This is a genomic window from Hymenobacter sp. BRD67 (genome assembly GCF_013256425.1).
In the GTDB taxonomy this organism is placed as follows: Bacteria; Bacteroidota; Bacteroidia; order Cytophagales; family Hymenobacteraceae; genus Hymenobacter.
Genome location: NZ_CP053904.1, coordinates 397,616 through 410,545, shown reverse-complemented (window position 1 = coordinate 410,545; position 12,930 = coordinate 397,616). Strand labels below are relative to the sequence as shown.

Annotated in this window: 14 protein-coding genes and 1 pseudogene; 4 read left to right on the top strand and 11 right to left on the bottom strand. The window is 60.7% G+C overall.

The genetic code is table 11. The features are described from left to right. Positions 1 to 61: 61 nt before the first annotated feature. The 5 genes and pseudogenes from GKZ67_RS01855 to GKZ67_RS24905 form a co-directional block, all read right to left on the bottom strand. Positions 62 to 1,018: a succinylglutamate desuccinylase/aspartoacylase family protein gene (locus GKZ67_RS01855; protein ID WP_217278662.1), complete on the bottom strand. Its 957-nt coding sequence runs from the start codon at positions 1,016 to 1,018 to the stop codon at positions 62 to 64. A gap of 169 nt (positions 1,019 to 1,187) precedes the next feature. Further along, a pseudogene (gene rimK, locus GKZ67_RS01850) lies at positions 1,188 to 2,068 on the bottom strand (30S ribosomal protein S6--L-glutamate ligase); the annotation flags it as partial. A gap of 121 nt (positions 2,069 to 2,189) precedes the next feature. Next, positions 2,190 to 2,702 (bottom strand): ATP-dependent zinc protease, encoded by a 513-nt coding sequence (locus tag GKZ67_RS01845; RefSeq protein WP_173240900.1) that lies wholly within the window; start codon positions 2,700 to 2,702, stop codon positions 2,190 to 2,192. 96 nt (positions 2,703 to 2,798) lie between these two features. Further along, positions 2,799 to 3,113 carry a 2TM domain-containing protein gene (locus tag GKZ67_RS01840; RefSeq protein ID WP_173240899.1) on the bottom strand — a complete coding sequence of 105 codons (315 nt, stop codon included), beginning with the start codon at positions 3,111 to 3,113 and terminating at the stop codon, positions 2,799 to 2,801. A 39-nt stretch (positions 3,114 to 3,152) separates the two neighbouring features. Continuing rightward, positions 3,153 to 3,566: a 2TM domain-containing protein gene (locus GKZ67_RS24905; protein ID WP_173240898.1), complete on the bottom strand. Its 414-nt coding sequence runs from the start codon at positions 3,564 to 3,566 to the stop codon at positions 3,153 to 3,155. Between the two features lie 159 nt (positions 3,567 to 3,725). Here GKZ67_RS24905 and GKZ67_RS01830 point away from each other — a divergent pair, with 159 nt between their 5' ends. Beyond that, entirely contained in the window at positions 3,726 to 4,283 is a 558-nt protein-coding gene (locus GKZ67_RS01830; RefSeq protein WP_173240897.1) for an O-acetyl-ADP-ribose deacetylase, read from the top strand. Between the two features lie 55 nt (positions 4,284 to 4,338). Here the strand turns inward: GKZ67_RS01830 and GKZ67_RS01825 are convergent, their stop codons facing one another. Further along, complete coding sequence (locus GKZ67_RS01825; RefSeq protein ID WP_173240896.1) at positions 4,339 to 4,923, bottom strand: hypothetical protein; 585 nt, start codon at positions 4,921 to 4,923, stop codon at positions 4,339 to 4,341. A gap of 95 nt (positions 4,924 to 5,018) precedes the next feature. Then, positions 5,019 to 5,906: a 4-hydroxy-3-methylbut-2-enyl diphosphate reductase gene (locus tag GKZ67_RS01820; protein ID WP_173246352.1), complete on the bottom strand. Its 888-nt coding sequence runs from the start codon at positions 5,904 to 5,906 to the stop codon at positions 5,019 to 5,021. Positions 5,907 to 6,084: 178 nt separating this feature from the next. On the opposite strand from GKZ67_RS01820, the gene GKZ67_RS01815 reads away from it, so the two are divergent. Together GKZ67_RS01815 and GKZ67_RS01810 are read left to right on the top strand one after the other, a co-directional pair. Beyond that, on the top strand, positions 6,085 to 7,551 hold the full coding sequence (locus tag GKZ67_RS01815; protein WP_173240895.1) for an MBOAT family O-acyltransferase: 1,467 nt from the start codon (positions 6,085 to 6,087) through the stop codon (positions 7,549 to 7,551). 4 nt (positions 7,552 to 7,555) lie between these two features. Then, a complete protein-coding gene (locus GKZ67_RS01810; protein ID WP_173240894.1) occupies positions 7,556 to 8,497 on the top strand; it encodes a hypothetical protein in 942 nt (313 codons plus the stop codon). Positions 8,498 to 8,528: 31 nt separating this feature from the next. Here the strand turns inward: GKZ67_RS01810 and cmk are convergent, their stop codons facing one another. From cmk to GKZ67_RS01795, 3 genes are read right to left on the bottom strand one after another with little or no spacing between them, the layout of a single operon-like run. Next, complete coding sequence (cmk, locus tag GKZ67_RS01805) at positions 8,529 to 9,236, bottom strand: (d)CMP kinase (protein ID WP_173240893.1); 708 nt, start codon at positions 9,234 to 9,236, stop codon at positions 8,529 to 8,531. Positions 9,237 to 9,269: 33 nt separating this feature from the next. After that, complete coding sequence (locus GKZ67_RS01800) at positions 9,270 to 9,677, bottom strand: hypothetical protein (protein ID WP_173240892.1); 408 nt, start codon at positions 9,675 to 9,677, stop codon at positions 9,270 to 9,272. 59 nt (positions 9,678 to 9,736) lie between these two features. Further along, positions 9,737 to 10,369 carry a hypothetical protein gene (locus GKZ67_RS01795; RefSeq protein WP_173240891.1) on the bottom strand — a complete coding sequence of 211 codons (633 nt, stop codon included), beginning with the start codon at positions 10,367 to 10,369 and terminating at the stop codon, positions 9,737 to 9,739. A gap of 315 nt (positions 10,370 to 10,684) precedes the next feature. Here GKZ67_RS01795 and ade point away from each other — a divergent pair, with 315 nt between their 5' ends. Then, complete coding sequence (gene ade / locus GKZ67_RS01790; protein ID WP_173240890.1) at positions 10,685 to 12,346, top strand: adenine deaminase; 1,662 nt, start codon at positions 10,685 to 10,687, stop codon at positions 12,344 to 12,346. 115 nt (positions 12,347 to 12,461) lie between these two features. On the opposite strand, the gene GKZ67_RS01785 is transcribed toward ade, so the two are convergent. Then, positions 12,462 to 12,875, bottom strand: coding sequence for a response regulator (locus GKZ67_RS01785; protein WP_151087584.1), 414 nt, complete (start codon positions 12,873 to 12,875; stop codon positions 12,462 to 12,464). Positions 12,876 to 12,930 lie beyond the last annotated feature (55 nt).

Here is a 12,930-nt window from a genome sequence, read left to right as displayed (position 1 = left end):
GCAATTTTTGCCAGGCAGCAACCCACACCGCTTCTTATTCTTATTAGTCAGGACCTATTCCCTAGGCTGGCATGGCCAGGTGCAGCAGGGCATCGCCCTGGTTCACTACCGGCATGTAGTTGAGGCCGATAACATAGCCGTTCATTGTCGATTCGAGGCGTACGGCTTGCCCGCCGTAGGGGTCGGCGATGGAGCCATAAATCTGTCCCTCTTCTACATAGTCGCCCAGCCCAACATGCGCCCGAAACAGGCCGGCGTAGCGTGCCCGCAGCCAGCGGTGGCGGCTGCATAGCACGTTGGGCCGCGCCGGCGCGGGACCTTCGGGCCCCATGCCCAGGTGGTGCAGCACGCGCAAGGTGCCCGCAATGGCCTCCTCAATACCCGGCTCGTCGAAACGCAGGCTCTCGCCGGTTTCGTATACAATAATGGGCTTACCCAAGGCGTGCGCCGTGGCCCGCAGCGAGCCTGGGCGCAGGCGCGCGTGCAGCGTAAAGGGAGCTGCAAAAGCCGCCGCCAGCGCATCAGTGACCGCATCCTGCCCCAGCACGCAGCGCAGCTGCGGATGGTTGGCCCGCGCCGCGCCCCCGGTATGAAAGTCGATGCCGTAATCTACGAGCGGCATAATCTCGCGCATAAATCGGTGCGCCACGCGGCTGGCCACCGAGCCGCGGGGATGGCCGGGAAAAGACCGGTTCACGTCCTTACCATCGGGCACCTCGCGACTAAAATTCAAAAAACCATATATGTTTAAAATCGGAATTGCGATAACCGTGCCGTGCGTGGGTTGCAGCAGGTTGCGGCGAATAAGCCGCCGGATGGTCTCAATGCCGTTTACCTCGTCGCCGTGCATACCGGCCATCAGCAGCAGCACCGGGCCGGGCTCGGTAGAGCGGATAACGTGCACCGGCACGTCAATCACGGCCCCGGAGGGCAGGCGCGAGATAGCCAGCCGGGTGAGTATCTGCTCGCCGGGCTGAATCCGCAACCCATTCAGCAATAAAGTATTATCGATTGCCATCACCAAAGGCAGCCAGCGCCCCACCTGGGCCAGCCGTTAAGAATTACCGGAAAGCCGGGCGCGGCTCAAGAATCCGGCCAACTCTTGCGCGAGCACGTCGGCGGTGCTTACTGGCCCTGCCCGTCGGCCTCGGGGCAGCTTTCTTGTGTTTGGGCTTGCTCTTGCCGCCACGCTTACGCAGGGTGAGGGCGGCCGTGTAGTCGATAATACGGCCGGCAATGTCGAGCCCGGTGGCCTTCTCAATGCCTTCAAGACCGGGCGACGAGTTAACTTCGAGCACCAGCGGCCCGCGCTTGCTTTGCAGCATATCGACGCCGGCCACGCCCAGGCCCAGGGCCTTGGTAGCCAGCAGGGCCGCGGCTTTCTCGGCGCGGCTTAGCTTCACGAGCGTACCGGTACCGCCGCGGTGCAGGTTCGAGCGAAACTCGCCTTCCTTCCCCTGACGGCGCATGGCACCCACCACTTCGCCATCGACCACGAAGGCCCGCACGTCGGCCCCCTTGGCTTCGCCGATAAACTCCTGCACCAGGATGCGGGCCTTCAGGTTATGAAAAGCTTCGATAACCGACTGCGCGGCCTTGGCACTTTCGGCCAATACCACGCCGAGGCCCTGCGTTCCCTCTAGTAGCTTGATAATCACGGGCGCACCGCCAACGTGCTCGATAAGAGCGGGCAACTCGTCGGTGTCATTGGTAAAGGCCGTCTTAGGCATTCCAACGCCGGCGCGACTCAAAATCTGCATGGAGCGCAGCTTATCGCGCGAGCGTACAATGGCCTGGCTTTCCACGGCCGTGCGCACCTTCATCATCTCAAACTGCCGCACCACGGCCGTGCCGTAGAACGTGACCGAGGCCCCGATGCGCGGAATAATCGCGTCGGGCTTAACCAGCGCCTGCCCCGGTAGAGAATGCTGGGCTGGCCTTTTTCGAGCACCAGGTTGCAGCGCAGGTGGTCGAGCACCTGCGCTTCGTGGCCGCGCTCGATAGCCGCTGCTACCAGCCGCTTGGTAGAGTACGACTGCGGCTCACGCGAAAGAATAGCCAGTTTCATAACAGTTGGTAGGCAGGGCTCAGAGCAGCGTTTGGGTAGGCGGGCAGGAAACCCAAGGTCGGCCATAGGCAGGTGCTATGCGCCACGCAAGGGCCGTTTTTGGCTGAATTTCGCTGCCAAACTACGTCTGAACCGCTTCATCGGGAGCCGGCACGGCTCCGGGCAATGGCTCAGCAGCCGGGTGCTCAGCCTTATACGACATATCGCGGCGGGCAACATCGACCACAAACCGACCCTGCCGGAGCAGCGAACGCCCCAGCAGCACCGGGTGCTTGAGGTCGGAGCGGTCGGCCAATGAAAACTCGGTATCGAAGCGCTGCCCGTAGAGCTGCACCACCGTGCGAATGACATAGCGCGCCTGCACTTCGCCGTTGGAAGAACGGATGTCGCGCTGCGTAAACTCCCGAAACGCCAGCGGCTGGCCATCAGTAAGCGGGTGCTCCGGGTCGAGCAGGCGCACGTGCAGCACGGGCTGGCCGGTAGCGACGTCGGCTTCGAGGTGCAGGTCGGCGCAGTGAATAGCGCTGGTATAAGCCCCGGTATCGACTTTGGCTACCACGCCGCGCAAAGCCAGGGCCGGCAGGTCAATCAGCTCGCGGCGACCGAGCACACGTTTGGGGGCGCGCTTCTTCATATTATGGAGCAATTACAAGGAAAAAGAAGCCGGGAGCAGCTGCCTTGCTTCTGCCGGGCAAGTTCGCGTTAATTCCCCGTTTCTCCTTCCGGATTTTTAATTATCCTGCGCCAGCAGGCGCTCATACTCGCGCTGGGTACGCTCGCCGCAATTGAGACGGCTATACACGGCTACTCCCTGCAAAGCCAGGCCAATACCCCAGAAAAGGCTCGTCCATACGGGCCAGGGCAGCTCGTGGCGCTCGTGGGCACCAGGCGCCAGTGCCCATAGCAGCCACAGGCCAGCGTTGATGATGAGATAAGTAAATAAGTGCCCCTGAAACTTGGTGCGGGCGCGGGCAATCTGCCACAGGCGCTGCTCGCGCAACGTGGTGGGGGCCGGGTTGTGGGTGGCGGGGCGGTTGGGCTGCATGGCTGAAGGCGTTTAAGTGTTTGATAACGATACTCAAAACTACATTTTTACCCTACTCTCCCACAAGTTGCCATTACCCAAGCGGCAAGTAATCGGACCCAAGCCGCTCAAACGCCTTCCGAAGTGACGCAGCGGGCTAAACCCCACGCTACCTGGTCTGCTCCTGCGCCAGCAGGCGCTCGTACTCACGTTGGGTCTGCCCCAAAAGTGCGGCCGGACATATACCCTGATTCCTTGCTGCACCAGGCCAATGCCCCAGAACACGGTGGCCCAAACCGGCCAGGGCAGCAAGCACGCCGTGCCGGGCGGCGATGGCAGCGCTGCCCACAACACCCACAGCCCGGCGTTCGTAAGCAAGTACGTGAGCAGGTGGCACTGAAAGCTGACGCGGGCCTGCGCCAGCTGCCATAAGCGTTGATTATGGAAAGAATCGGGGGCCGGGGCAATCTGCATAGTGCGTTGGGGTAGTGGGCCTGAAAAAGATAGCCAAAAGTAGTTTTTTGCGTAACCCTTCTGCAAGCCCGGGCCCGCCGAGCAGTTAGTTACGCCGCTGAGCGGTAACATGTGGCTTCCGAACCGCTACTACTTATTTTACTACTAATGCCGGATATCATGAAGCCCACCCCTCTTGCGCCCACGTATGAGCCATCGCGCCTGCGCATTGAACAGACCGATATTACCAAGCTGGCCACCACGGCCATTGTCAATGCCGCCAACTCGTCGTTGCTGGGTGGGGGCGGGGTCGATGGGGCTATTCACCGGGCCGGTGGCCCCGAAATTCTGGAAGAATGCCGGAAAATTCGGGCCCGGCAAGGCGGCTGCAAAACCGGCGAGGCCGTTATTACCACCGGCGGACGGCTGCCGGCCGGGTACGTCATCCACACCGTAGGTCCAGTATGGAATGGCGGCCTCAAGGGTGAGCCCGAACTATTAGCCAGTTGCTACCGCAACAGCCTGCGCATTGCTGCCGAGCATAAGCTCGACTCGGTGGGCTTTCCGGGCATCAGTACGGGCATTTATGGCTATCCCAAAGAGGAGGCGGCCGCTATTGCCGTGCGCGAGGTGCAACAGTGGCTCGCGGCGCACGAGTGGCCAAAGGAGGTAGTGCTGGTCGCGTTCGACGGGCAGGCCAGGCAATTGTATGAGCGCCAGCTGGCAAGCGGCAGCTAGCCCTACTTGCTGGGGCCAGGGGCAGCAGCGCCGGCCTGGTGCGCGTTATAGAGCATTACCAGGCCCAGCAAGTCGCGGTAATGAAACTGGGGCTGGTGAGAACAGCAACGGTAGTCGGGTCGCTCTGAAAAAACGGGGTAAGCTGGGCAACAAAGTCGTGACGCGCTATTTCTACCAGCTCACCCTGCCGCCGCAGATACCAGTGCCGCTTAGGATACACGAGGTAGCCCACGCTTACGCCGCCCAGCTGGGTAGCCCCAGCGAGAGGTACTTGTTTGGTTTGGGTGTAGTTGAATAGCTCCAGCGGGCCTTCGGCTACGCGGGTAGCCAGCACATGCAGCCGCTTGCCTTTTACTACCATATGCTCCAGATACAGCTCATTCACCTTGATAGTCTGCACCTTATCAACACTAATATTGAGCGGCTCGCTGCCAAACCGGCCTATTTCTTCGGGGTGGCGGTAAAAGGGTAGCAGCCCGGCAAAGCCGACGGGGCTCAGGGGCACGTAGGCCGTATGGGTCTTGCCGTCGGCACCCAGAATTTCGGCCTTGCCAAACCCAAAGCTTTGAGTAGCCGCCACGCCTTCATCAGTGGCTGCGCGCGTAGTATCGGCGGCAACCGGCAGCTGCTGCGCGGCCACCGGAACTCTGGTAGCGAACGACCCTATAAATCCCAACAAGAGTAGGTGTTTCTTCATAAGGCGTTATTCAATACATATATTTTTCAATATATTACTTACGCAGCCACCGCCCGACCCTCAACCCGGGCAGCTACCTGGCGCATGAGCCACAACGGTGTGCTGGTAGCCCCGCAAATGCCCACCGACGCCATTCCGGCAAACCACTCATCCTGAACATCGCCTTCATTCTCAATAAAATAACTGTGCGGATTTACCGCGTTTACTACCGAGAACAACGCCTTGCCGTTCGAGCTTTTGCGGCCGCTTACAAATAGAATAACGTCTTGCTCCTGAGCAAACCGGGCCAACTGCGGCTCTCGATTGCTCACCTGGCGGCAAATGCTGTCGTTGGCGTCGAAGCTTTCGAGCGTGCCCCCGGCCGCGGCAATGCGCGCCTCTATCAGCGCCTTCATCTTATAGAAGCCCGCCGTGCTTTTGGTAGTCTGGCTGAAAAGCGTAACGGGCCGCCTGAAGTCAATCTGGTCGAGGTCGGCCTCCGTCATCACGATAAGGGCTTGGTTACGCGTCTGGCCGGTGAGGCCGATAACCTCGGCGTGGCCCGGCTGGCCATAAATAACGACCTGGCCATTTTCGCGGGTCGTGGCATCGAAGGCGTGCTTCACCCGGTTTTGGAGCTTCAGCACTACCGGGCAGCTGGCGTCAATCAGCTCCAGGTTATTTTGCAGGGCCAGCTGGTAGGTTTCGGGCGGCTCGCCGTGCGCTCGGATGAGCACCTTGCAGTCGTGCAGGGTACCGAGCTGCTCGCGGTCAATGACGCGCAGGCCCTGCTGGTGCAGGCGCTCTACCTCCATGCGGTTGTGCACAATATCGCCGAGGCAGTACAGCGTATGGCCTTCGCCGTGGCTCAGCTCATCTTCCGCCATCTGAATGGCGAACTCAACCCCAAAGCAATACCCTGAGTTTTTATCGATGGTTACCTGCATGATAGCTACTAAACCCCCGATAAGCCCTTGGGTTCGCTGGGGCAAAGGTACGCCGGCCGCCGTTGGTTGTGCACAACCCTGCTGGCGAGGGCACGACAGCCGACGCTACTGCCTGTCAGGTAGGCGGGCTGCCCGGCATAGCACTTTCCGACGAACTTTGCGGCCCCACTCCTGGCCGATGCTATTCAACTCGCTTCATTTTCTTGTCTTTTTTCCGCTGGTCGTCGGGCTGTACTTTAGCCTGCCGGCCCGTTGGCGGGGGCCTCTGCTGCTGGTAGCCAGCTATTACTTCTACCTAAGCTGGCGGCCCATTTATGGCGCGCTGCTGGCCGCTACTACCCTGCTCGACTACTTCAGCGGGGTGCGCATGAGCCGGCTGGCAACCAGGCCGCAGCGCCGGCCGTGGCTCTACCTCAGCCTAGCTAGTAACCTGGGTACCCTATTCGTTTTCAAGTACTTTAATTTTTTTCGCGATGCTGCCGTGGAGCTGGCCGCCGCCGCGCACCTGCCGCTGGTGGCGCCCACGCTGGCGCTGGCGCTGCCAGTAGGCGTGTCGTTCTACACGTTTCAGTCGGTAGGCTATATAGTAGATGTTTACCAGGGCCGCCTGGAAGCCGAGCAAAACCTGGGGCGCTTTGCGCTATTCGTGGCTTTCTTTCCGCAGCTGGTGGCCGGCCCCATTGAGCGGGGCGGGCAGATGCTGCCGCAGTTTCGTCAGGCCCATGCTTTCGACTACGGCCGGGTGGCCAGCGGACTGCGCCTTATGGCCTGGGGTATGTTTAAAAAAGTAGTTATCGCCGACCGCCTGGCCCAGATGGTGACGCCCATCTTCGACCACCCGCGGCAGTACCAGGGGCTGCCCCTGGTGCTGGCCGTGGCGGGCTTCACCATCCAGATTTACACCGACTTCTCGGGCTACACCGACCTGGCGCGCGGCGCGGCGCGGGTGCTGGGCTACCAGCTGGTGCTCAATTTCAGGCAGCCGTATTTTGCAGCCTCGGTGGGCGATTTCTGGCGGCGCTGGCACATGTCGCTTTCCAACTGGTTTCGCGACTACGTATATATTCCACTGGGTGGAAATCGCCGGGGTCAGGCCCGTACGTACGCCAACTTATTCACGGTTTTTCTGCTGAGCGGCCTCTGGCACGGAGCCAACTGGACGTTTGTGGCGTGGGGAGCCCTCCACGGCCTGTACCTGGTGGCCGAAGGCTATACCAAACCCGCCCGTGCGGCCCTGGCCCAGGCGCTGGGTTTGGCGGCTCGCCCGCGGCTATTGCACGGGTTGGGCCTAGCCTCTACCCTGGTGCTGGTAGCCTACGCCTGGATTTTTTTCCGGGCCAATACTCTTCCCGATGCGCTTTACATCAGCACGCACCTGTTCCGGGGCTGGGGGCAGCTTACGCCCCACGAGGCCGTGCTCACCACCGGTCACTTTCTGTTGAACTACCCGCCTGAGGCGGCCGTGACGCTGGGCGCCGTGGCCCTGCTGCTGGCCGTAGACCTGCGCAACGAATACCCGGCCCTGGCCGCCCGCTGGCGCCGGCCGGCCGCGCCGGTGCGGTGGGTTGGCTACGCAGCGCTGCTATTGGCTACGCTGCTGCTGGGCTTTTTCAACAGCACTCAGTTTATCTATTTCCAATTCTGAGGCTATGCGCAAGCTCCTTTTTCAGCTGCTGCTGCTGCTGGGCAGCGTCGGGCTGGTGGCTGGCCTGCTGCTGCGGCCGGCGCTACGGCGGCCCTACCTCGATGCGTTTTACACGCGCTTTACCACGCCGCCGGCCGCCTCGCTGGTGATAGGCACTTCGCGGGCGGCGCAGGCGGTGCTGCCCGCCGTGCTGCAGGCCCGGCTGGGTCAGCGCTTCGAAGGGCCGTGGCTCAACTACGCCTTTACCCTTTACCAGTCGCCCTACGGCCCGAGCTACCTGGCTAGTATTCAGCGCAAACTAGCCCCCAACACGCACAATGGCCTGTTTGTAGTGGCCGTCGACCCGTGGTCGCTCTCGGTAGCGCGGCCTACCAAGGCCCGGCCGCCGGCCGGCTTTCCCGAAGATAAACTGATGATAGGCCAGCTCCGCAACGTCAGCCAGAACCCTAATCTGGACTACCTCGCTCATTATATTAATTTTTCACTATATCGATTGTTACTTCACGATACGGCCAAGGTCGTGGAGCGCCTGCACCCCGATGGCTGGCTGGAAATTGCCCTGCCTTCGCCCCTTACCACTCCGGCCCGCACCCGGCAGCGCGAAACCGAGCGTCTTGCTACTTACCACCAGCTGGCGGCTGCCAGCCAGCCTTCGGCAGCGCGCCTCGCCAGCCTGCACCAGCTTATCACATTTTTAAAAGGGCACGGCCGCGTAGTGCTGGTGCGGGTGCCCACCGGCCAGGCCATGACGGCCCTGGAAGCCGCTTACCAGCCCTATTTCGACCAGCAGATGCAGCAAACCAGCCACGCGCTGGGCGTACCCTATCTCAACTACGCGGGCCAGCCCTACCTCACCACCGACGGTAACCACCTCTGGCGCGGGGCCGCCCGCGCGTTCAGCCAGAAGCTGGCTGAAGATATTGCCTTGATGGACAATAACAAATAACTATATATTAATAAAAAATTTTCATTAACCACTACCCATTCACCTTATGCGCATAGGCGGCAAAAAGCGCCGATGAGACTTTATCCAACACAAAATCGACCTGCTCGGTAATGGTAATGTGGGTGGTATCGAGCAGCACGGCATCGTGGGCACGGCGCAGGGGGCTTTCGGCGCGGGTCGAGTCGATGTGGTCGCGCTTGCGCAGGTTTTCGATGATATCGGCCAGCGCTACGTGCTCGTTTTTAGCAGCCAGCTCTTCCTGGCGGCGGCGGGCACGCACTTCCACATCGGCCGTCATAAAGATTTTCACTTCCGCATCGGGGAAAACAGTGGTGCCGATGTCACGGCCATCCATTACCACGCCCCGCTTACGGCCCATACGCTGCTGCTGGGCTACCATGGCATGGCGCACCTGCGCTATCACCGACACCTCGCTCACGGAGTTGGAAATCCGCATCTGACGAATGTCATCCTCCCTGATTTTATCGTTCAGACACAGCTCATTGCGGCCCGTGCGGCGATTGCGCTTAAAGCTGATGTGAATATCATCGCGCAGTGCCTGCTCCACCCGCGACATATCGTCGAAGGCGATGCCATTTTCCAGTAAAAAGAGCGTAACGCCCCGGTACATGGCCCCGGTATCGAGGTAGGCATAGTGCAACTCGGTAGCAACTGCCTTCGCAGTAGTGCTTTTACCGCACGAAGAATAGCCATCAATGGCGATGACGAGGTTTTTCATAAACACGCGAAAACGGCCATTGGCCCCGCAAGATTACGAAATCCAGCGCTTTTTTGCCCCGGCGGCGCTCACCAGCCGCTGCGGCACCGACCTGAAAAAGGCCGCTACTGATGCTTCCGGGCCCTTATCCAGCTGCTGATTAACCAAATAAAAAGGATTAAAAAAAAGCCGATTAGCCAGCCCGACGCCGGTGCTGCCGTCGGGGCCGGCGGCCCACTCGGCCTGGTAGGCCTGCACGAGGCACTGGCCCAGGAAGCACCCCAGCGCCGTGACTACCCCCGCGCGGTCGGGCGAGGAGGGCGCCAACTCGGTGCGCTGCACCTCAATAAAGTGGTCGAGCTCCAGCACGGCGGCGGCATCAAAGGCAGGCAGGCCCAGTTGCTGGCGCACCTGCTCGGCGGCAGCTTGCAGGGCAGTTACTTCGGGGGTGTTTTCGGGCATCGGGCGAAGGTAGGCAGAAGCTGAGCTGCTGCACGCGACGGGCAGCTGTGCAAACCCGGCTATTTGCTGCCGCTGGTGGCCTTCCAGCGCCCATAGGCAGTGAGCAGCTCGGGCAGCTGCTCGGGTATGATATTGGGGTCCAGCTCGAGCTGCTGCGAGAGCGCCGGGTAATCGTGCAGCACCTTCGCCAGGGCCATCCGGAACTGCACCTTACTGGGCGGCAGCACGGCCAGGGCCTGGGGCTGGGCCGGGCGCGTGAGCAGGGTATACACCACCGGCGGCTGCGGGGCCGGCAGCACAGCCACGTATTCAGTTACGTAGAAACCCGCCTGGTGATACAGGTTGCGGGTAATAAGGCTCGGGTAATGCTGGGCCGGCCGCGGAATATCCACCTCCTGCACTATTGAGAATGTATCACGCCCAATCGTGAAGGCTCGTACGCTATCGGCCGGATATACCAGGGCATACTGCGGCTTATGGTTGGCATCGCTCACGCTCAGGCTCCGGGCATCGTAGAGCAGCTTGGCCCGCTTCCAGTCGCTCCCTCTTTTTAGCTGGTAGGTTCCGGTCTTAAAGCTGGTGGGCGGCGTATGTATCACTACGACCGGAGCCATTTGGGGCACATCTGTCTGCTGGGCAGCCACCGGGCCAGCAACTAACAGCAGAGCACTGAGCTTGTAGAGATGTTTCATCGGGTAAATAGCTGTGTAAAGCAAAACAGTGGCTAACATACCGGATAAAATCAATAGTTGCAACTAATGTCCACAAGGACAGGGCACCGACTTGCCGCCGCTATGGTGGCGGTACCAGCGGGTTTTCTGCTGCAAGGAGCCGTGGCCGGCGCAGCTGCTGGTAGCCAGCAGGGCTGCCAGGGCCAGAAACAGGGCTGGCCGAGCCAGTAAACAGTCATTTGTTGATAGCTTCACGGCGTGTTTTTTTTACAAAAATACTTTTTTCTGACCCAATTCGCTATGCGGCCTGGGCCCAACGTCTTTTCCCTGAACCGTATGCCGGCTGATTTGGTGCTCTCTGTTAATCTGGTTGATATTCCGGCGCGCACGGTGGGCCCGGCAACGCTACGCGTGGTAGCGGGCCGGGTGGCGGCCGTGGAGCCCGTGGCCGGGGCTACGGCCCCCGACCCTGCCCTACCCTACGCGCTGCCGGGCTTTGTCGATGCGCACGTGCACGTCGAAAGCTCGCTGCTGGTACCCAGCGAGTTTGCCCGGCTGGCTCTTACCCACGGAACCGTAGCCACGGTATCAGACCCCCACGAAATCGGCAACGTGCTCGGCGTGGCCGGCGTGCAGTATATGCTCGACAATGCGGCGGCCGGCCCGTTTAAGTTTTGCTTTGGCGCGCCCAGCTGCGTGCCGGCCACGCCCTTCGAAACGGCCGGCGCCACCATTACGGCCGCCGATATTGAGCAGCTTTTCCAAAACCCTGCCATCGGCTACCTGGCCGAGATGATGAACTGGCCCGGCGTGTTGCAGCGCGACCCCGGCGTGCTGGAAAAAATAGCGCTGGCGCACCGCTATGGACGCCCCGTGGATGGCCATGCGCCTGGCCTGCAAGGGGCCGATGCCGAGTGCTATGCCAGCGCCGGCATCAGCACCGACCACGAGTGCTTTACGGCCGCCGAAGCCCAGGACAAGCTGGCGGCCGGCATGAAAATCCTGATTCGGGAAGGCTCGGCGGCCCGCAACTTTGATGCCCTCATTGAGCTGCTGCCTCAGCACTACGAGAATATCATGTTCTGCTCCGACGACAAGCACCCCGATACACTGTTGCTGGGCCATATCAACCAGCTGGTGCAACGGGCCGTGGCCCTCGGCTACTCGGTGTTCGATGTGCTGCAAGCCGCCTGCCTCAATCCGGTTGCGCATTATGGCCTGCCCGTGGGCCAGCTGCGCATCGGCGACCATGCCGACTTTATTCTGGTTGATAATCTGACTGATTTTACGGTTCAAAAAACCTTCCTGAATGGCGAGCTGGTGGCCGAAAACGGCCAGTGCCTGCTGCCCGCCACGCCGGTTGCAGTGGTCAATAACTTTCACGCTGCCCCGATTACCCCGGCTGCCCTGACCTTACCAGCGCCTTGGGCAAGCCAGGAGCAGGCAACCTACCCGGTTATCGAATGCTTTGATGGGCAGCTTATTACCGCGCGGCGCAACCTGGAGCTGCCGGTCGTCGACGGCCAGCTTCAGCCCGACCCGGCCCAGGATGTGCTCAAGCTGGTGGTCCTCAATCGCTACACGCCGGGGGCCGCGCCAGCCGTGGCCTTCATCAAAGGCTTTGGGCTGAAGCAGGGCGCCCTGGCCAGCAGTGTTGGCCACGACTCGCACAATATTACGGCCGTGGGCTACGACGACGCCAGCCTGGCGCGCGCCATCAACCTGGTAGTGGCGGCGCAGGGAGGCCTGGCGGCGGTCGATGCCGCTGGCACCGAGCACGTAGTGCGGCTACCCGTAGCCGGACTCATGTCGGACCGCCCCGGCCCGGAGGTGGCGGCATCCTACTCAGCGCTTGATAGTTTTGCTAAGACGCAGCTTGGCTCAGGCCTGCAAGCCCCGTTTATGACCCTCTCGTTTATGGCGCTGCTGGTTATTCCCAGCCTTAAGCTCAGCGATAAAGGCTTGTTTGACGGCGAGCGGTTTGAGTTTGTGTCGTAAAATACAGCATATTTACTATATTTAGCCCTATACCAATCCAGCCGGTAGCCTCCACCAAAAAGGCCGTTCTGCTTGGCAGAACGGCCTTTTTTTGTGGGCAGTGAAGTTTCTATACTTAGCTTACGCTGTTTGCGAAGCGCTTGGCGAGCAGGCGCTGCATTTTTTCTTCGGTCAGGGGTTTGGTGAGATACTCCACGTTGGGGTACTGGGCCACGCGGGCGGTGTCGGCGGCGTGCATCGAAGTAGTCAGCACCGCTACCACCGTGCGCTCCTGCGTCTCGGCGGGCAGCTGGCTGTAGCGCTCCAGAAAATCGAAGCCACTCATACCCGGCATTTTCAGGTCTACAAAAACCAGGTCGGGGGTAATTTCGGGGTGCTTATCACCCCACAAAAAATGCGAGGCTTCGTCGGCCTTTGTGAAGGAGCTGACCTGCCGGGCCACACCCAAGCGACTTAGCAATCTATTATTCAGAAAGCTCGTCGTCTCGTTATCCTCTATCAGCACAATATGATTGAGTGCGTCGGTCATACAGCATCTTAAATTTAAGTCTACGAAGATACCCCCGGCCCTTCGCTTTAGCAAG

Coding starts and splice junctions, on each gene's coding strand:
- GKZ67_RS01830 (WP_173240897.1), top strand. CDS start 3,726: ATGAAGCCCACCCCTCTTGCGCCCACGTATGAGCCATCGCGCCTGCGC.
- GKZ67_RS01855 (WP_217278662.1), bottom strand. CDS start 1,018: ATGGCAATCGATAATACTTTATTGCTGAATGGGTTGCGGATTCAGCCC.
- ade (WP_173240890.1), top strand. CDS start 10,685: ATGCCGGCTGATTTGGTGCTCTCTGTTAATCTGGTTGATATTCCGGCG.
- GKZ67_RS01810 (WP_173240894.1), top strand. CDS start 7,556: ATGCGCAAGCTCCTTTTTCAGCTGCTGCTGCTGCTGGGCAGCGTCGGG.
- GKZ67_RS01795 (WP_173240891.1), bottom strand. CDS start 10,369: ATGAAACATCTCTACAAGCTCAGTGCTCTGCTGTTAGTTGCTGGCCCG.
- cmk (WP_173240893.1), bottom strand. CDS start 9,236: ATGAAAAACCTCGTCATCGCCATTGATGGCTATTCTTCGTGCGGTAAA.
- GKZ67_RS01840 (WP_173240899.1), bottom strand. CDS start 3,113: ATGCAGCCCAACCGCCCCGCCACCCACAACCCGGCCCCCACCACGTTG.
- GKZ67_RS01845 (WP_173240900.1), bottom strand. CDS start 2,702: ATGAAGAAGCGCGCCCCCAAACGTGTGCTCGGTCGCCGCGAGCTGATT.
- GKZ67_RS01800 (WP_173240892.1), bottom strand. CDS start 9,677: ATGCCCGAAAACACCCCCGAAGTAACTGCCCTGCAAGCTGCCGCCGAG.
- GKZ67_RS01785 (WP_151087584.1), bottom strand. CDS start 12,875: ATGACCGACGCACTCAATCATATTGTGCTGATAGAGGATAACGAGACG.
- GKZ67_RS01820 (WP_173246352.1), bottom strand. CDS start 5,906: ATGCAGGTAACCATCGATAAAAACTCAGGGTATTGCTTTGGGGTTGAG.
- GKZ67_RS01815 (WP_173240895.1), top strand. CDS start 6,085: ATGCTATTCAACTCGCTTCATTTTCTTGTCTTTTTTCCGCTGGTCGTC.
- GKZ67_RS24905 (WP_173240898.1), bottom strand. CDS start 3,566: ATGCAGATTGCCCCGGCCCCCGATTCTTTCCATAATCAACGCTTATGG.